At 31.8% G+C, this 17044-nt stretch carries 19 protein-coding genes and 1 riboswitch; of the genes, 16 read left to right on the top strand and 3 right to left on the bottom strand.

Annotated elements, in window-relative coordinates:
• Window positions 1-54: 54 nt before the first annotated feature.
• From rpsD to F7018_RS11865, 7 genes are all read left to right on the top strand, one after another.
• Entirely contained in the window at window positions 55-660 is a 606-nt protein-coding gene (gene rpsD / locus F7018_RS11895) for a 30S ribosomal protein S4 (protein ID WP_150900291.1), read from the top strand.
• 100 nt (window positions 661-760) lie between these two features.
• The gene (locus F7018_RS11890; RefSeq protein WP_150900290.1) at window positions 761-1753 is read left to right on the top strand and encodes a DNA-directed RNA polymerase subunit alpha; all 993 of its coding nucleotides are present in this window, start codon (window positions 761-763) and stop codon (window positions 1751-1753) included.
• A 61-nt stretch (window positions 1754-1814) separates the two neighbouring features.
• The gene (gene rplQ, locus F7018_RS11885; protein WP_150900289.1) at window positions 1815-2288 is read left to right on the top strand and encodes a 50S ribosomal protein L17; all 474 of its coding nucleotides are present in this window, start codon (window positions 1815-1817) and stop codon (window positions 2286-2288) included.
• A 96-nt stretch (window positions 2289-2384) separates the two neighbouring features.
• Entirely contained in the window at window positions 2385-3500 is a 1116-nt protein-coding gene (carA, locus tag F7018_RS11880) for a glutamine-hydrolyzing carbamoyl-phosphate synthase small subunit (protein WP_150900288.1), read from the top strand.
• Between the two features lie 124 nt (window positions 3501-3624).
• Window positions 3625-4914: a phosphopyruvate hydratase gene (gene eno, locus F7018_RS11875; RefSeq protein WP_150900287.1), complete on the top strand. Its 1290-nt coding sequence runs from the start codon at window positions 3625-3627 to the stop codon at window positions 4912-4914.
• A 187-nt stretch (window positions 4915-5101) separates the two neighbouring features.
• Window positions 5102-6388: a citrate synthase gene (locus F7018_RS11870; RefSeq protein WP_150900286.1), complete on the top strand. Its 1287-nt coding sequence runs from the start codon at window positions 5102-5104 to the stop codon at window positions 6386-6388.
• A 60-nt stretch (window positions 6389-6448) separates the two neighbouring features.
• Complete coding sequence (locus F7018_RS11865) at window positions 6449-7402, top strand: arginase (protein WP_246175171.1); 954 nt, start codon at window positions 6449-6451, stop codon at window positions 7400-7402.
• Window positions 7403-7483: 81 nt separating this feature from the next.
• On the opposite strand, the gene F7018_RS11860 is transcribed toward F7018_RS11865, so the two are convergent.
• Together F7018_RS11860 and F7018_RS11855 are read right to left on the bottom strand one after the other, a co-directional pair.
• A complete protein-coding gene (locus F7018_RS11860) occupies window positions 7484-7936 on the bottom strand; it encodes a hypothetical protein (protein ID WP_150900284.1) in 453 nt (150 codons plus the stop codon).
• Window positions 7937-7952: 16 nt separating this feature from the next.
• Complete coding sequence (locus tag F7018_RS11855; protein WP_150900283.1) at window positions 7953-8237, bottom strand: hypothetical protein; 285 nt, start codon at window positions 8235-8237, stop codon at window positions 7953-7955.
• Between the two features lie 212 nt (window positions 8238-8449).
• Window positions 8450-8544, top strand: a riboswitch (TPP riboswitch).
• A gap of 62 nt (window positions 8545-8606) precedes the next feature.
• Between F7018_RS11855 and thiS the strand changes: the two genes are divergently transcribed.
• From thiS to moeB, 9 genes are all read left to right on the top strand, one after another.
• Complete coding sequence (gene thiS, locus F7018_RS11850; RefSeq protein WP_150900282.1) at window positions 8607-8810, top strand: sulfur carrier protein ThiS; 204 nt, start codon at window positions 8607-8609, stop codon at window positions 8808-8810.
• 42 nt (window positions 8811-8852) lie between these two features.
• A complete protein-coding gene (thiC, locus tag F7018_RS11845; protein ID WP_150900281.1) occupies window positions 8853-10709 on the top strand; it encodes a phosphomethylpyrimidine synthase ThiC in 1857 nt (618 codons plus the stop codon).
• Between the two features lie 72 nt (window positions 10710-10781).
• Entirely contained in the window at window positions 10782-11384 is a 603-nt protein-coding gene (locus F7018_RS11840) for a thiamine phosphate synthase (protein ID WP_150900280.1), read from the top strand.
• Between the two features lie 25 nt (window positions 11385-11409).
• Window positions 11410-12177: a hydroxymethylpyrimidine/phosphomethylpyrimidine kinase gene (locus tag F7018_RS11835; RefSeq protein WP_150900279.1), complete on the top strand. Its 768-nt coding sequence runs from the start codon at window positions 11410-11412 to the stop codon at window positions 12175-12177.
• A 1-nt stretch (window position 12178) separates the two neighbouring features.
• Window positions 12179-12829, top strand: coding sequence for a thiamine phosphate synthase (gene thiE / locus F7018_RS11830; RefSeq protein ID WP_150900278.1), 651 nt, complete (start codon window positions 12179-12181; stop codon window positions 12827-12829).
• Window positions 12830-12834: 5 nt separating this feature from the next.
• The gene (locus F7018_RS11825; protein ID WP_150900277.1) at window positions 12835-13605 is read left to right on the top strand and encodes a thiazole synthase; all 771 of its coding nucleotides are present in this window, start codon (window positions 12835-12837) and stop codon (window positions 13603-13605) included.
• Between the two features lie 100 nt (window positions 13606-13705).
• The gene (thiH, locus tag F7018_RS11820) at window positions 13706-14818 is read left to right on the top strand and encodes a 2-iminoacetate synthase ThiH (RefSeq protein ID WP_150900540.1); all 1113 of its coding nucleotides are present in this window, start codon (window positions 13706-13708) and stop codon (window positions 14816-14818) included.
• Between the two features lie 15 nt (window positions 14819-14833).
• A complete protein-coding gene (locus tag F7018_RS11815) occupies window positions 14834-15313 on the top strand; it encodes a hypothetical protein (protein ID WP_150900276.1) in 480 nt (159 codons plus the stop codon).
• A 23-nt stretch (window positions 15314-15336) separates the two neighbouring features.
• Window positions 15337-16389, top strand: coding sequence for a HesA/MoeB/ThiF family protein (gene moeB / locus F7018_RS11810; RefSeq protein WP_150900275.1), 1053 nt, complete (start codon window positions 15337-15339; stop codon window positions 16387-16389).
• A 70-nt stretch (window positions 16390-16459) separates the two neighbouring features.
• Here moeB and F7018_RS11805 read toward each other — a convergent pair whose 3' ends face one another.
• Window positions 16460-17038, bottom strand: coding sequence for a YceI family protein (locus tag F7018_RS11805; RefSeq protein ID WP_150900274.1), 579 nt, complete (start codon window positions 17036-17038; stop codon window positions 16460-16462).
• Between the last annotated feature and the right edge of the window lie 6 nt (window positions 17039-17044).

The following is a 17044-nucleotide window of genomic DNA, read 5'->3' as shown; positions in this document are numbered from 1 at the left end:
AAGATTATCGAAGGAGTTAGCCTTAATTCATAATCCCTACTAAATTATTAAGAAATGGCAAGATATACAGGACCAAAGACTAAGATTGCTCGTAAATTTGGCGAAGCAATTTTCGGAGAAGACAAAAACTTCGAAAAAAGAAATTTCCCTCCAGGACAGCATGGAAATGCTAGAAGAAGAGGAAAAAAATCTGAATACGCTATCCAATTAATGGAAAAGCAAAAAGCAAAATACTCTTACGGTATTTTAGAGCGTCAGTTCAGAAACTTATTCAAAAAAGCATCTGCTTCTAAAGGAATTACTGGTGAGGTTTTATTACAATTATGTGAATCTCGTTTAGATAACGTAGTATTCCGTTTAGGAATTGCTAACTCTAGAAGAGCAGGACGTCAATTAGTATCTCACCGTCACATTACTGTAAATGGTGAAATCGTAAACATCCCATCTTATAGTTTAAAAGCAGGAGATGTTGTTGCAGTAAGAGAAAAGTCTAAGTCATTAGAAGCTATTGAAAATTCATTAGCATCTAACAACAACGTTTATGAGTGGTTAAGCTGGAATGCTGATCAAAAATCTGGAACTTTTATTAAAGCACCAGAAAGATTACAAATTCCTGAGAACATTAAAGAGCAATTAATCGTAGAATTATACTCTAAATAATAAATTAATCATATTGAAGTTCAGCCAAAGGGTTTATTCGTATTTCTTCAAACTTATAAACCGCGCAACTGAATAACAATTAAAAAGAAGAACAAAAACTATGGCAATTTTAAATTTTCAAAAGCCTGACAAAGTAATAATGATTGAATCTACTGATTTTTCAGGAAGATTCGAATTCAGACCTCTTGAACCAGGTTTTGGATTAACAATTGGAAACGCTTTAAGAAGAGTATTATTATCTTCTTTAGAAGGGTTCGCAATTACATCATTACGTGTTGACGGGGTTGATCACGAGTTTTCAACTATTCAAGGTGTTGTTGAAGATGTAACAGAAATCATCTTAAACTTAAAACAAGTTCGTTTTAAGAAACAAATTGAAGAGTCTGATAGAGAAACAGTTTCTATAGCAGTATCTGGTCAAGAGCAATTAACAGCAGGAGATTTACAAAAATTTATCTCAGGTTTCCAAGTACTAAATCCAGATTTAGTATTATGTAACATGGATAAGTCTGTAAACTTCAATGCAGAAATCACTATCGAAAAAGGTAGAGGTTTTGTACCAGCTGAAGAAAACAAAAGAGCAGGAGCTCCATTAGGAACAATTTTTACAGATTCTATTTACACTCCTATTAAGAATGTAAAGTATGGTGTAGAAAACTTCCGTGTAGAACAAAAGACCGATTACGAAAAATTAGTTTTCGATATCGATACAGACGGTTCTATCAATCCAAAAGATGCATTAACAGAGGCAGCTAAAATTTTAATCCACCACTTCATGTTATTCTCTGATGAGCGTATAACATTAGAGGCAGATGAAATTGCTCAAACTGAAACATATGATGAGGAATCATTACATATGCGTCAGTTATTAAAGACGAAATTAGTTGATATGGATTTATCAGTTCGTGCTTTAAACTGCTTAAAAGCTGCAGAAGTAGATACTTTAGGAGACTTAGTATCATTTAACAAAAGTGATTTAATGAAATTTAGAAACTTTGGTAAAAAGTCGTTAACTGAATTAGATGAGTTAGTGGCAAACAAAAACTTAAGTTTCGGAATGGATTTAAGCAAATATAAATTAGATAGAGATTAACCTTTCATATTTTGCTCCCCTTAGTGGGTTGTAGCAAGATGAGAGCTAAAAACCAAATGTCATGAGACACGGAAAGAAATTTAATCATTTAGGTAGACAAACAGCGCACAGAAAAGCGATGTTAGCAAATATGGCTTGTTCATTAATTGAGCACAAGCGTATTAACACAACAGTTGCAAAAGCAAAAGCTTTACGTAAGTTTGTTGAGCCTTTAATTACTAAGTCTAAAGAAGACACAACTCACAACCGTCGTGTTGTATTTAGTTACTTACGTAATAAATATTCTGTTACAGAATTATTCAAAGAAGTTTCTGTAAAAGTAGGAGACAGACCAGGAGGATATGTTCGTATCATCAAATTAGGAAACCGTCAAGGAGATAACGCTCCTATGGCAATGGTAGAATTAGTTGATTACAACGAATTATACAATCCAAAAGGAAACAAAGCTAAGAAGAGTACTCGTCGTAGCCGTCGTGGTGGTGCGAAGAAAGTTGAAGCTGCTGTTGAAACTACAACTTCACAAGAAGAAGAATAAAAATGAAAGTTTTTATAAATTATATCAAGGGGATAAACATTTAATGTTTATCCCTTTTTTTATATATTTTTGCATACAAATTACACAACACACTAAATGAAATATCAAGCACGTAAAAAAGCATTAGTTTTATTAGCAGATGGAACTATCTTCTACGGAAAATCTATCGGAATAGAAGGAACAGCTACAGGGGAAATTTGTTTCAATACAGGAATGACAGGTTACCAAGAAATTTTTACAGATCCATCTTATTTTGGACAAATGATGGTAACTACAAATGCTCATATTGGTAACTATGGTATCAATAATGAAGAAAATGAATCTGAAAGTATCAAAATATCAGGATTAATTTGCCGTAACTTTAGTTTTACACACTCGAGAGTAGATTCTGATAGTAACTTATACGATTGGTTTGAAAAGCATAATCTGGTTGCTATATCAGATGTAGATACTAGAGCATTGGTTTCTTACATTAGAGATAATGGAGCAATGAATGCTATTATTTCAACAGAGATTGATAATATTGATGAATTAAAGAAGCAATTAGCTGAAACTCCAAATATGGAGGGATTAGAATTAGCTTCAAAAGTATCTACGAAAGAACCTTATTTTGTTGGAGATGAGAATTCATCAATTAAAATTTCGGCCTTAGACATAGGAATTAAAAAGAATATTTTAAGAAACTTAGTAAAAAGAGGAGCTTACGTTAAAGTATATCCATACAATGCTAGTTTTGAAGAAATGAGTGATTTTAATCCTGATGGTTATTTTATTTCTAACGGACCTGGTGACCCAGAGCCATTAGTGGAAGCACAAAATACAGCAAAAGAAATAATTGAAAGAAATTTACCACTATTTGGTATTTGTTTAGGACATCAAGTTATTGCTTTAGCTAATGGGATTTCTACTTATAAAATGCATAATGGACACAGAGGAATTAATCATCCTGTAAAGAATTTACTTACAGGAAAGGGAGAGATAACTTCTCAAAACCACGGATTTGCTATCAATAGAGAGGAAACAGAAGCACATGCTGATGTAGAAATTACACATGTACATTTAAATGATCATACGGTAGCAGGAATTAGAATGAAGTCTAAGAATGTATTTTCAGTACAATATCACCCAGAGGCAAGCCCAGGACCACATGATTCAGAATATTTATTCGATCAGTTTATAGAAAATATAAAAAAGGCAAAGGTAGAAGCGTAAACGTTTTCGTAATTAGTTTTACACAGATAACCAATAATCGGCCACAATTAGTAAATTAGCAAGTATAAAAATAGCATTCCCGTGAGTTTAAATTCACGGGAATCTATATTAAAAATAAACAATTATGAGTATTATAATCAACATTCACGCACGTCAAATTTTTGATTCAAGAGGTAATCCAACAGTAGAAGTAGATGTAACTACAGAAAATGGAGTTATGGGTAGAGCTGCAGTTCCATCAGGAGCTTCAACAGGAGAGCATGAAGCAGTAGAGTTGCGTGATGGAGGTGATAAATATATGGGGAAAGGTGTGTTAAAAGCTGTAGAGAATGTAAACACATTAATCGCTCAAGAATTATTAGGAGTATCAGTTTTTGAACAAAACATGATTGACCAGTTAATGATTGATTTAGATGGAACTCCAAATAAATCTAGAATTGGTGCCAATGCTATTTTAGGAGTATCGTTAGCTGTTGCTAAAGCTGCTGCAAATGAATTAGGATTGCCATTATATCGTTATGTAGGAGGTGTATCAGCAAATACATTACCTGTACCAATGATGAATATCATTAATGGAGGTTCACATTCAGATGCACCAATAGCATTCCAAGAATTTATGGTAATGCCAGTAAAGGCTAAGAACTTTACAGAGGCAATGCAAGTTGGTTCTGAGATTTTTCACCATTTAAAGAAAGTATTACACAATCGTAATTTATCTACTGCAGTAGGAGATGAGGGAGGTTTTGCTCCAACATTAGAAGGAACTGAAGATGCAATTGAAACAATTGCTTTAGCCACTAAAAATGCAGGGTATGTATTTGGTGAAGAAGTAATGATTGCTTTAGATTGTGCTGCTGCAGAATTCTATGTAGATGGTAAGTACGATTATACAAAATTTGAAGGAGCCAAAGGAGAAGTTCGTTCAAGCAAAGAGCAAGCAGATTACCTTGCATCATTAGCAGAAAAGTATCCAATCATATCAATTGAAGATGGTATGGATGAGAATGATTGGGAAGGTTGGAAATATTTAACAGAAATTTGCGGAGATAAGGTACAATTAGTTGGAGATGATTTATTTGTAACTAATGTAGAGCGTTTATCTAGAGGAATTGAAAACGGTATTGCAAATTCAATTTTAATTAAAGTAAATCAAATAGGTACTTTAACCGAAACAATTGCAGCAGTAAACATGGCGCATAATGCAGGATTTACTTCTGTAATGAGTCACCGTTCTGGAGAAACAGAAGATAATACTATTGCAGATTTAGCAGTAGCATTAAATACAGGGCAAATTAAAACAGGTTCGGCTTCTCGTTCAGATCGTATGGCAAAGTATAACCAATTATTACGTATTGAAGAAGAGCTTGGAGATGTTGCTTTCTTTCCACAAGAAAAAGCATTTAAAGTAAAATAAAAGTATAGTAAATACAATAACTCAAACCTTGTTAGATTAGCTAACAAGGTTTTGTGTTTTTAACAAATTATGTTATAAGTAGTTCCTATTTTTTCATATTAAAAATCTATGAATACCTATTTTTAAAATCTTACAAAAATTGGTATCTTCGCAACTCACTTCAATAATAAAAATTTTAAGAAATAAAATGTCAGATATAGCAAAATTACAAATTGGCGAAAATACGTATGAGTTTCCATTAGTTAAAGGAACAGAAAATGAAACTGCAATTGATATTAAAACACTAAGAGGAGCTACTGGAGGAGTTATTACTATAGATCCAGGATATAAAAATACAGGTTCTTGCCAAAGTGCTATTACATTTTTAAATGGAGAAGAAGGAATTTTACGTTATAGAGGTTATGCTATCGAAGATTTAGCTGAAAAAGCTGATTTCTTAGAAGTAGCATATTTATTAATTTTTGGAGAGTTACCAAACAAAGAACAACTAGATAAGTTTCATAACGATATTCGTTCAAAAGCAATTGTTGACGAAGACGTAAAGAAAATTATTGAGGCTTTCCCTAAGAATGCGCACCCAATGGGAGTGTTATCATCTTTAACAAGTGCTTTAGTAGCATTTAATCCATCTTCTGTGAATGTTGATTCAGAAGAAGAGATGTATAATGCTATTGTAAAAATATTAGCAAAATTCCCAGTATTAGTTGCTTGGGCAATGCGTAAAAAACAAGGATTACCTTTAAATTATGGATCTACAAAATTAGGATATGTAGAAAACGTTATGAAAATGATGTTTGAGCAACCTAATGAAGAGTATGAAATCAATCCAATAATTAAGGATGCTTTAGATAAGTTGTTAATTTTACATGCAGATCACGAGCAAAACTGTTCTACTTCTACAGTAAGAATCGTAGGGTCATCTCACGCAGGATTATTCGCATCATTATCAGCAGGAATTTCAGCTTTATGGGGACCTTTACATGGAGGTGCTAACCAAGCTGTATTAGAAATGTTAGAAGCGATTAGACAAGATGGAGGAGATACTAAGAAATACATGGCGAAAGCTAAAGATAAAAACGATCCTTTCCGTTTAATGGGATTCGGACATAGAGTTTATAAAAACTTTGATCCAAGAGCAAAAATTATTAAGGTAGCTGCTGATGAAGTATTAGCTGATTTAGGAATTGAAGATCCAATTTTAGATATCGCTAAATCATTAGAGCAAGAAGCTTTAAATGATGAATACTTCGTAAAGCGTAAATTATATCCAAATGTAGATTTCTATTCAGGTATTATATACAGAGCAATGGGAATTCCAGTGGAAATGTTTACAGTAATGTTTGCTTTAGGACGTTTACCAGGATGGATTGCTCAATGGAGAGAAATGCGTTTAGGTAAAGAACCAATTGGTAGACCACGTCAGGTTTATACAGGAGAAAACCACAGAGAATTTGTAAAACTTAGCAGAAGATAAAAAATCGTAAAAGATGTCATTTAAAATTTAGATGACATTTTTTATTAAATATAATTGATGATGAAAGAAATTAAAATTATCAAAAATAGATCAGATATTGGAGCTGGAACACGTGGGTCTGATATGGGAATTGATGCTGTTGAAATAGCAGCTATTAATAGAGATAGTAATTATTTTGATTCTTATGAATTTGAAGATGTAATTACAGAAAATGAATCAGTTTACAATAAAGAAAACAACTCATTTGCTAAGAGAATAAGCAGTGTATTTAATCAATGTAAAAGATTAAGTAATCATGTAAAAGTAAATTTACAAGAAGGAAAATTTCCAATTGTAATTTCAGGAGATCACTCATCTGCTTTAGGAACTATTAGTGGAGTAAAAGCAGCAAATTCAACTAAAAGAGTAGGAGTAGTTTGGATTGATGCACATGGAGATTTACATTCACCGTATACATCACCTTCAGGAAATATTCATGGTATGCCATTATCAGCAGCTATTTCTGATGATAATTTAGATTGTCAAATAAATGATGTAGACAGAGAAACTACTGAATTATGGGATAGAATGAAAAATATTGGTACACCTGGACAAAAAGTTTTACCAGAGGATATCGTATTTTTTGGAGTTCGTGATACAGAAGAACCTGAGGATAAGCAAATGGATAAGTATGGAATCAAAAACTATATGGTTGCCGAGGTTCGATACAGAGGATTAGAAGTTTGTGTAAAAGAAGCTTTAGAAAAATTATCAGATTGTGATGTAATTTATGTTTCTTTTGATGTTGATGCTATGGATTGTGATATGATTTCTTATGGAACAGGAACCCCAGTGCCAAAAGGATTCGATCAACATGAGGTGATAGCAATTATAAATCAATTACTAGAAAGTAAAAAAGTAGCTTGTTTAGAGTTTGTTGAAATAAATCCTTTGCTTGATTTTAAAGGAAATAAGATGGCAGAAACAGCTTTTGAAGTACTTGAAGAAGTAACAAAAACGATAGAAAAGTTATAATTTAATTACTTACACACAAATCATAAATAAAACGAGCCTTATTATAAGGCTCGTTTTTTGTATAAAAATCAAAATTAATTATTATTCATTAACGTAATGAATATTGGTAGCTTTTATTTGGAAATCGCTAAAAAAACCTTCAATGCTTAGTATACCTTCATGAAAGCCAGGTTCTAAAGAAATGTTAACCTTGGCTCTAATTAATTTCGGAGGATTTGGACGAACAGTTATACTACCTTTTGCTTCTGAATTAATAGAAGTATATCCAGTACTTCCATTAAATTTGTCAACACTATCAAAATGAAGATTCGTACTAGAACCTAATCCCCATAGTGTATTAATTTTAATAGTACCTATGGCAATGTTTTCACCTGAAGCATGATCGCTAGAAAGTGTTAGTTCCATTGTACCGAACGGACCATTTATAGAATATGGATTTTGAAAAGCATATTCAGCAATGATGCCAATGTCTCCATTCGATAGTTTTTCTAATTCAGTATTTGAATTAATAGCTTTTTGAATTGTTGTAGACATGATATAATTTTAAAAATTATAAACGAATAATACCAACAACGTGAGGTTTCCCTTCTAAAGGTTGATAAATTTCTACGATAGCTTGCCATACTGCCATTGAAGGAGGCACAGAAGCTTCACATTTAAAACGATAGTTTATTCCAGCAACGACTTGCTTAGAAACTTCTTCTGGAGTGTAATTAACCCCTACTAATCCAGCCATAGCTTCATCAAATACTTTACGATCTTCAGGAGTTAAAGCTGTGTATGGAGACCATCCTCCAACTACTGTTTGGTTTTCTGTTAAAGTTTCAGTTTTCATAATTATATAAAGTTTGTAATTAGGTTACCAAAACTAATTCTAACAAGCTTTGTAGAAGTGGGGTTTTTACCCTTTATACATTGATATTTTCCCTTATTTATTTTAGTCAATTTCTTTTATGTAAATAAAAAATATATGAGTATTTTATAAATATATCATGCTAGTTTTTAATATGATTAACTCAATAAAAAATAATTACTTACATTTGTCAGCGTAAGCTTTAGGAGTAGCTAGGTAACTAGTTTGAGAAATATCCTTAGAACCTGATATGGTTAACACCAGCGTAGGAAAAAGTTAGTATCTTAAAATTTAGTGCATGACGTAAGTCAGTACTGAGTATTCTTCTATAGTTTACTTTAAATATTGAATATGATTTTAATTAAAGTAAACGAAAATAAACACCAGTTTTCAAATAATTTAACAGTAAAAGAACTAATAGAGAATCTTAAGGTTCAAACTAATGGTATTGCTTTGGCTGTAAATAATAATGTCATAAAAAAAGAAAATTGGACTTCAGAAACACTCCAAAATAACGACGAGGTTTTAATTATAAAATCAACTCAAGGAGGATAAAAAATATATAACAACAACTAATTTGATTCATTAAACAGTAGTATGAAGAAAAAAGATACAGCTCCAAGCAAAGGAGTAACAAGACAGCCGTTTCCAAATTCAAAGAAAATTTATGTAGAAGGTAAAATCCATCCACAAATAAAAGTAGCGATGCGAGAAATTGAGTTAAGCGATACCGTAGACTCAATGACTAAAAAAAGAACACCTAATGAACCAGTAACAGTTTATGATACTTCTGGACCTTATACAGATCCTAATTGTGAAATAAATATTCATAATGGATTAGAGCGTATTCGTGAGCAGTGGATTTTAGACAGAGGAGATGTTGAGGAATTAGATGAGTTTTCTTCTGAATATTGCAATGAACGTTTGAATAATGAAAAATTAGATCACTTACGATTTAATTTAAAAAACAAACCTAAGAGAGCAAAGAAAGGGCAAAATGTAACGCAATTACATTATGCAAAAAAAGGAATAATTACCCCAGAAATGGAATACATCGCTATTCGAGAAAATCAACGAATAGATGAAATGACTAGGTTAACTAAACAACATCCAGGTCAAGATTTTGGAGCTAGTATTCCTTCAAAAATTACAGCTGAGTTTGTACGTGAGGAAGTAGCAAGAGGAAGAGCGGTAATTCCATCAAACATAAATCACCCTGAAGCAGAGCCTATGATTATAGGACGTAATTTCTTGGTGAAAATAAATGCCAATATTGGAAATTCAGCAACAACCTCTTCTATAGAAGAAGAAGTAGAAAAAGCCGTTTGGGCTTGTCGTTGGGGAGCAGACAATATCATGGACTTATCTACAGGGAAGAATATTCATGAAACACGTGAATGGATTATTAGAAATTCACCAGTACCAGTTGGAACTGTACCAATTTACCAAGCACTAGAAAAAGTAAATGGAGTTGCAGAAGATTTAACTTGGGAAATATTTAAAGATACTTTAATAGAACAAGCAGAGCAAGGAGTTGATTACTTTACAATTCACGCAGGAGTACGTTTACGTTATGTGCCAATGACTGCAAAACGTGTTACGGGAATTGTATCAAGAGGAGGATCAATAATGGCAAAATGGTGTTTAGCACATCATAAAGAGAGCTTTTTATATACTCATTTTGAAGAAATTTGTGAGATAATGAAAACTTATGATGTAGCTTTTTCATTAGGAGATGGATTACGTCCAGGTTCAATTGCAGATGCCAATGATGAAGCTCAATTTGCAGAGTTAGAAACTTTAGGAGAGTTAACACAAATAGCTAGAAAACACGAAGTACAGTGTTTTATAGAAGGACCAGGTCACGTTCCAATGCACATGATTAAAGCAAATATGGATAAGCAGCTAGAAGCATGTGATGAAGCACCATTTTATACATTAGGACCTTTAACAACCGATATTGCTCCAGGTTATGACCACATAACATCAGGTATTGGAGCTGCAATGATTGGTTGGTTTGGATGTGCAATGTTATGTTATGTAACACCAAAAGAACATTTAGGATTACCAAATAAAGATGATGTGCGTACAGGGGTAGTAACCTATAAACTAGCAGCACATGCGGCAGATTTAGCAAAAGGACATCCAGGAGCACAGCATAGAGATGATGCATTAAGTAAAGCTCGATTTGAATTCCGATGGGAAGATCAATTTAATTTAGGATTAGATCCAGAGTTAGCTAGAGAATACCATGATGAAACACTACCAGCAGAAGGAGCTAAAATTGCACATTTCTGTTCTATGTGTGGACCAAAGTTTTGTTCTATGAAAATATCACAAGAAGTACGTGATTTTGCAGCTGTAAACAAAGTAGAGGGAGATGAAGTGTTTGAGAAAGGTATGCAAGAAAAATCAAAAGAGTTTATTGATAAAGGATCGGAAGTATACTTATAATCTTTGTTGAATACGAATGTACAGTTAGCAGTTAATTGTACATTCGTAATTCATAATAAATAAACCAATATCATGATTGTTTTAATAGCACCGGAAATAGATATAGATAAAGAAATAGAAATCTTACATCAATTATTTGAAGAAGGATTAATGTATTATCATTTTAGAAAACCATCTAAAACATATGAAGAACATGTTAGTTATTTGAAGCAAATTGATAAGAAATATCATGATAGAATTGTAACGCATTATTTTCATGAGTTAATTAACGAGTTTGACCTAAAAGGGATTCATTTTCAGGAACAAAAAAGAATAGACGCTTTAGAAAATGGAAAAGAATATTTTATAGGATTAAATATGATAGGGAAAACAATGAGTAGTTCGTTTCATGAGCCAGAAGAATTAGCAGCTTGTGATATTGAATTTGATTATCATTTATTAAGTCCAGTATTTTCATCAATATCTAAGAAAGGGTATAAGGGAAGAGGTTTTGATGTAAATCATATAGATAAAACTATTATAGGTATGGGAGGGATAAATGCAAATACAATTGGTAAAACACTCACTTTAGGATTTCAAGGAATAGGAGTTTTAGGAGGAGTATGGAATGCTGAAAATCCAGTAGAGAGTTTTAAGGAAATTAAACGTAGTTACGAAGAGAATACAAAGCAATAGAGTACTTCAAAGTTAAAGTTTTAAAATGTCGATTAAAAAAGATACAAAAAGCTATATACTTACCATAGCAGGTTTGGATCCATCAAGTGGAGCAGGAATAACATCAGATATTAAAACATTTGAAGCTCATGGTTTGTATGGATTGTCTGTATGTACTGCAGTAACGGCTCAAAATGACATTGATTTTAAAGCTTGCAATTGGATTAAAAAGGAAATGATTTTAGAGCAAATAACATTGCTTTTTGATCGGTTTACTATTCCTGTTGCAAAAATTGGAATTGTTCAATCGTGGGAAACACTATTGGAAATATTACAAACATTGAAGGAATTAAATCCATCAATAAAAATAATTCTAGATCCTATATTAAAAGCAAGTGCAGGTTTTAAATTTCACACAGAGGAAAACTTAGAAATACTTGAAAACGTATTGAAAGAATGTGAATTTATTACTCCAAATTATGAAGAGATAAAAGCATTATTTCCAGAAAAGACAATAGAGGAAACAATTGACTTTATTTCAGAAAAAACAAATGTTTATTTAAAAGGAGGTCATAGAACAGAAAAAAAAGGATGGGATGAAGTGTATTACAGTAAAATTGTAAAAATGAATATTCCTCCAAACACAGCTGCTGTTTTTCAAAAGCATGGTAGTGGTTGTGTATTATCAGCAGCCTTAGCAGCTAACATAGCAAATGAAAAACCATTGGAAGATGCTTGTAAAGAAGCAAAATGGTATACAGAACAATTTTTAAATTCAAATGAAACTTTACTAGGAGTTCATAATTATAACTAAGATGGTAAGTAAATTACACTATATAACACAAGGAAGCACTCCAGAAGAGCATTTAGAAAATATTCAGAGAGCATGTTCATCAGGAGCAGAGTGGGTTCAACTCCGATTAAAAAAATTAGATCCTAAAACAATTTTAGAAACAGCTAAGAAAGCTAGAGAAATAACAGCGCATTTTCAAACAAGGCTAATTATAAACGATTATTATAAAGTAGCAAAAGAAGTAAATGCTGATGGAGTTCATTTAGGAAAGAAAGATACATGCCCTTTAAAAGCACGTAATTACTTAGGTAAATTCTATACAATTGGAGGAACTGCCAATACTTTAGATGATTGTAAGAAACTTTTAGAAAAGAAAGTAGATTATATAGGTTTGGGACCTTTTAGATTTACAGAAACTAAAAAGAATTTAAGTCCAGTTTTAGGAACTGTAGGATATCAAGTATTGTTAGAAGAACTAAAAACAGAAACTCCAATTATTGCTATAGGGGGAATTACTATAGAAGATGTTCCAGAGATTATAAATACAGGAGTATATGGTATTGCAGTATCTGGAGAAATAACTAAAGACTTCAACAAAATAGGAGCATTTCATAAAATATTAAAAGCACCAAGCACTAATGAACAGGTGTATAAATTGGGTGATAATAAATAGAAGCTATGAGCACAGAATTAAAAATAGCAGATAAAACTTTCAATTCACGATTATTTACAGGAACAGGAAAGTTTAGTACGTCACAATTAATGAGAGAAGCTTTATTAGCATCGGAAAGTGAATTAATAACGGTAGCGTTAAAAAGAGTAGATGTACAAAATGAAGATGACGATATCTTAACACATTTAAATCATTCAAGAATAAATTTATTGCCTAATACTTCAGGAGTAAGAACAGCCAAAGAAGCCGTTTTTGCAGCACAATTGTCAAGAGAAGCATTGGAAACAAATTGGGTGAAATTAGAAATACATCCAGATCCGAGGTATTTATTACCAGATCCAATAGAAACTTTAAAAGCAGCAGAAGAGTTGGTAAAGCAAGGTTTTGTAATTATGCCTTATATACACGCAGACCCTGTTTTGTGTAAACGATTAGAAGAAGTAGGAGCACAATGTGTAATGCCATTGGGAGCACCAATAGGGAGTAACAAAGGACTAAAAACCTTAGAGTTCTTAGAAATAATTATAGAACAATCTAATGTGCCAGTAATAGTTGATGCAGGAATAGGAGCACCATCGCACGCAGCACATGCAATGGAAATAGGAGCAGACGCAGTATTAGTAAACACAGCTATAGCCGTTTCAGAAAATCCAGTAGCCATGGCAAAAGCATTTAAGATGGCAGTAGAAGCAGGAAGAATGGCCTACGAGGCTAAATTAGCACCTGTAAGGAAACAAGCAGAAGCAAGTAGTCCATTGACAAGTTTTTTAAATTAAGACAGTTTAAAAAGGAGTTAACAAAGTAATTTTTTAAAAATTATTGAATTACAACATATTTCATTAGAGTTTAAGATGGAATAACAAAAAGTGAATTGTGATAGAACAAACTTTTGAAAACATATTCAACCAATATAATTGGGATACTACCCTTCAAAGCATTTTTGAGAAAACAGCAGGAGAGGTGGAACGAGCTTTGGCAAAGGAAAAACTAGATTTGGAAGATTTCAAGGCATTAATTTCACCAGCGGCAAGGCCTTATTTGGAGCAAATGGCACAAAAAAGCCGTATGCTAACAAAAAAACGTTTTGGAAATACCATACAAATGTATGCTCCCATGTATTTAAGCAATGAGTGTCAAAATATATGTACCTATTGTGGCTTTAGTTTAACAAACAAAATTCCGCGCCGTACCTTAACAGATGCTGAGATATTAAAAGAAGTAGCTTTTTTAAAAGAAAAAGGATACGATCATATATTGTTGGTAACAGGTGAAGCCAATAGAACAGTTGGTGTTGAATACATAAAGAACGCTATAGAGTTAATACGTTCACAGTTTTCAAACATTACTATAGAAGTACAGCCTTTAGATCAAGAAGAGTATGAGTTGCTTATAGAGAGTGGTTTATATGCAGTTTTAGTATATCAAGAAACATATCATAGAGATGAATATAAAAAGCATCATCCAAAAGGGAGAAAATCAAACTTCGAATATCGATTAGATACTCCAGATCGTTTAGGAAAAGCAGGAATACATAAAATAGGATTGGGAGCTTTGTTTGGCTTAGAAGATTGGAGAGCGGATAGTTTTTTTACTGCCTTACATCTTAAATATTTGCAGAAAACCTATTGGAAAACTAAATACTCAATATCGTTTCCGCGTTTACGTCCTCATTCAGGAGGATTAGAACCAAAGGTAGAAATGACCGATGCAGATTTGGTACAGTTAATATGTGCTTTTAGGCTACTAGATGAAGATTTAGAACTCTCAATGTCTACTAGAGAAAGTGAAGTATTTAGAAATAATATTGTTAATTTAGGAGCTACCTCTATGAGTGCAGAATCTAAAACCAACCCAGGAGGTTATAGTGTTGAACCACAGTCATTAGAACAGTTTGAAATATCAGACGAAAGAAGCACAGAAGAAATAGTTTCCATGCTAAAAGAACAAGGATTAGAAGTAGTTTGGAAGGATTGGGAACAATTTGTATAAAGTAATTATCAGTTTATGAGTAAAGAATTAGATTTAATGAATTATAATATAATTGGAGAATTTAATTCAGGATTAAAAGTTTATTTAGAAAATAAACTGGTAATGTATTCTAAAGTAAGTAGAAAGTTTTTTTCCGATATCATAAAGGTATATGATAGAAAACAAAACTTAATATTGGAAGTAAAACAGCATTCTGATTATTATGAGATAATTAAAATTAATGATAAAGATTTCTGGGATATAATAAAGATAAATAAAGATGAAATTATATTTGGAGAAAATCAAGTAATCGACTTTAGGTCAAAATGGTTCACAATTTCATTATATCCTAAAATGAAAATCTATTTTAAGAATGAAGAAATTGGGCTTATTAGAGCTAAATTATTTTCATTAAATATAAATACTGATTTGTATATAAAACGTTTTGAAAATGATTTAGTCAAATACGTTTTAATATTACTTTTATGTAGATTTTCAAGTGTAGATCATGGATAAGTAGCTTAACTGTAAAAGAAAATATGTTTACCAAAGAAGAACAAAAACAATACAATCGTCATCTAATTTTAGATAAGATAGGTTTAGAGGGGCAACTAAAATTAAAACAAGCCAAAGTTTTAGTAATAGGAGCAGGAGGTTTAGGATGTCCAGTACTACAGTATTTAACAGCAGCAGGAGTTGGAACTATTGGAATAATTGACGATGATGTGGTAGATCAAAGTAATTTACAACGTCAAATATTGTATACTATAGACGATATTGGTTTTTCAAAAGCTGAAAGTGCTGCAAAACGATTGTCAAAACTAAATCCATTTATCCAGTTTAATGTTTATAAAGAAAAGTTAACCAGAGATAATGCAATTTCAATGTTTAATGCATATGATGTAATTGTTGATGGAAGTGATAATTTTTCAACAAGATATTTAACCAATGATGCAGCAGTACTAACGAATAAACCTTTGGTATACGGAGCAATCTTTAAGTTTGAGGGGCAAGTAAGTGTATTTAATTATAATGGGAGCGCTACCTATAGGTGTTTATATCCTACACCACCAAAACCAGAAGAATCACCTAATTGTTCACAAATAGGAGTACTAGGAGTATTACCAGGAATTATAGGTGGATTTCAAGCAAATGAAGCAATAAAAATTATTTGTGGAATTGGAGAAGTATTAGCTAATAAGCTTTTAATGTATAATACTTTAAATATGCGTCAGATGACTTTAAATTTAGAAAAAACATCAAAGTCAAAAGTAACGGTACTAGAAGATGATTATGATTTTTTTTGTGGAATTAAAGCAATAGCGAACGAAATAACATTAGTTGAGTTAGAAGAAAATACTGAAAAGTATCATCTTTTAGATGTTAGGGAAGATTGGGAGCGTGAGCAACATCATATTGGTGGACAGCATATTCCACTAGGAGAATTACAACAACGATTTGAAGAAATAGATATAACAAAAAATGTAGTTGTGTATTGTAAGTCTGGAATAAGAAGTAAAAAGGGAATCACATTTTTAGAAGAGCAGATTAAAGAAATAAAGTTTATCAATTTAAAAAACGGACTTGGATAAAAGTAAAAGATAAATTTCCCTAAGTATAAGCTTAGGGAAATTTTTATATCTTAACTATTAATTTTCTCTATTAAAATTCTAAATCAACAACTAAGTCAAATTCATCATAAATAGCTTTGTCTTTTAATCCGTCAAAGAAACTAGTTGAACCATATTTTACATTGTATTTAGATCTATCTATTTTTAAAGAAGCATTCGCTTTATTTCCATAAACAGAAAGTATAAAATCTACTTTTTTAGTAATGCCTTTAATAGTTAAATCACCAGTAACTTTATAAGAATTCTTTCCTGTAGATTTTACTTTTTTGAAAACTAAAGTTGCAGTTGGGTTTTTCTTAACTCCAAAGAAATCATCAGATTTTAAATGCCCTTCTAACTTATTTTTATATTCACCATTTAAATCAGTACAAGCAATGCTTGTCATATCTATAGTGAATTCACCACTAGTTAATTTATTGTTGTTAAAGCTTAAAGAACCCGTTTTTAAAGCAATAGTTCCTTCATGTGAACCAGTAACTTTGTATCCTTTCCAAACAATTTTACTGTTTTTAATTTTAATATCTTTCTTAGTGTCTTTTAAAGTAGTAAAAGAAAATGTAAGAAAAGCTAATAATGCTATGGCTCCGATATTTTTAATTGTATTTTTCATTTTTAT

Origin of the sequence: Tenacibaculum aiptasiae, assembly GCF_008806755.1 — a bacterium.
Lineage (GTDB): Bacteria > Bacteroidota > Bacteroidia > Flavobacteriales > Flavobacteriaceae > Polaribacter > Polaribacter aiptasiae.
The sequence above is the reverse complement of the archived record's forward strand: the minus strand, read 5'-3'. Positions and strand labels throughout refer to the sequence as shown.

Excerpts from the sequence above, each read along its gene's own strand:
- rpsD (WP_150900291.1), top strand. The coding sequence starts at position 55 with ATGGCAAGATATACAGGACCAAAGACTAAGATTGCTCGTAAATTTGGC.
- F7018_RS11890 (WP_150900290.1), top strand. The coding sequence starts at position 761 with ATGGCAATTTTAAATTTTCAAAAGCCTGACAAAGTAATAATGATTGAA.
- rplQ (WP_150900289.1), top strand. The coding sequence starts at position 1,815 with ATGAGACACGGAAAGAAATTTAATCATTTAGGTAGACAAACAGCGCAC.
- carA (WP_150900288.1), top strand. The coding sequence starts at position 2,385 with ATGAAATATCAAGCACGTAAAAAAGCATTAGTTTTATTAGCAGATGGA.
- eno (WP_150900287.1), top strand. The coding sequence starts at position 3,625 with ATGAGTATTATAATCAACATTCACGCACGTCAAATTTTTGATTCAAGA.
- F7018_RS11870 (WP_150900286.1), top strand. The coding sequence starts at position 5,102 with ATGTCAGATATAGCAAAATTACAAATTGGCGAAAATACGTATGAGTTT.
- F7018_RS11865 (WP_246175171.1), top strand. The coding sequence starts at position 6,449 with ATGAAAGAAATTAAAATTATCAAAAATAGATCAGATATTGGAGCTGGA.
- F7018_RS11860 (WP_150900284.1), bottom strand. The coding sequence starts at position 7,936 with ATGTCTACAACAATTCAAAAAGCTATTAATTCAAATACTGAATTAGAA.
- F7018_RS11855 (WP_150900283.1), bottom strand. The coding sequence starts at position 8,237 with ATGAAAACTGAAACTTTAACAGAAAACCAAACAGTAGTTGGAGGATGG.
- thiS (WP_150900282.1), top strand. The coding sequence starts at position 8,607 with ATGATTTTAATTAAAGTAAACGAAAATAAACACCAGTTTTCAAATAAT.
- thiC (WP_150900281.1), top strand. The coding sequence starts at position 8,853 with ATGAAGAAAAAAGATACAGCTCCAAGCAAAGGAGTAACAAGACAGCCG.
- F7018_RS11840 (WP_150900280.1), top strand. The coding sequence starts at position 10,782 with ATGATTGTTTTAATAGCACCGGAAATAGATATAGATAAAGAAATAGAA.
- F7018_RS11835 (WP_150900279.1), top strand. The coding sequence starts at position 11,410 with ATGTCGATTAAAAAAGATACAAAAAGCTATATACTTACCATAGCAGGT.
- thiE (WP_150900278.1), top strand. The coding sequence starts at position 12,179 with ATGGTAAGTAAATTACACTATATAACACAAGGAAGCACTCCAGAAGAG.
- F7018_RS11825 (WP_150900277.1), top strand. The coding sequence starts at position 12,835 with ATGAGCACAGAATTAAAAATAGCAGATAAAACTTTCAATTCACGATTA.
- F7018_RS11815 (WP_150900276.1), top strand. The coding sequence starts at position 14,834 with ATGAGTAAAGAATTAGATTTAATGAATTATAATATAATTGGAGAATTT.
- moeB (WP_150900275.1), top strand. The coding sequence starts at position 15,337 with ATGTTTACCAAAGAAGAACAAAAACAATACAATCGTCATCTAATTTTA.
- F7018_RS11805 (WP_150900274.1), bottom strand. The coding sequence starts at position 17,038 with ATGAAAAATACAATTAAAAATATCGGAGCCATAGCATTATTAGCTTTT.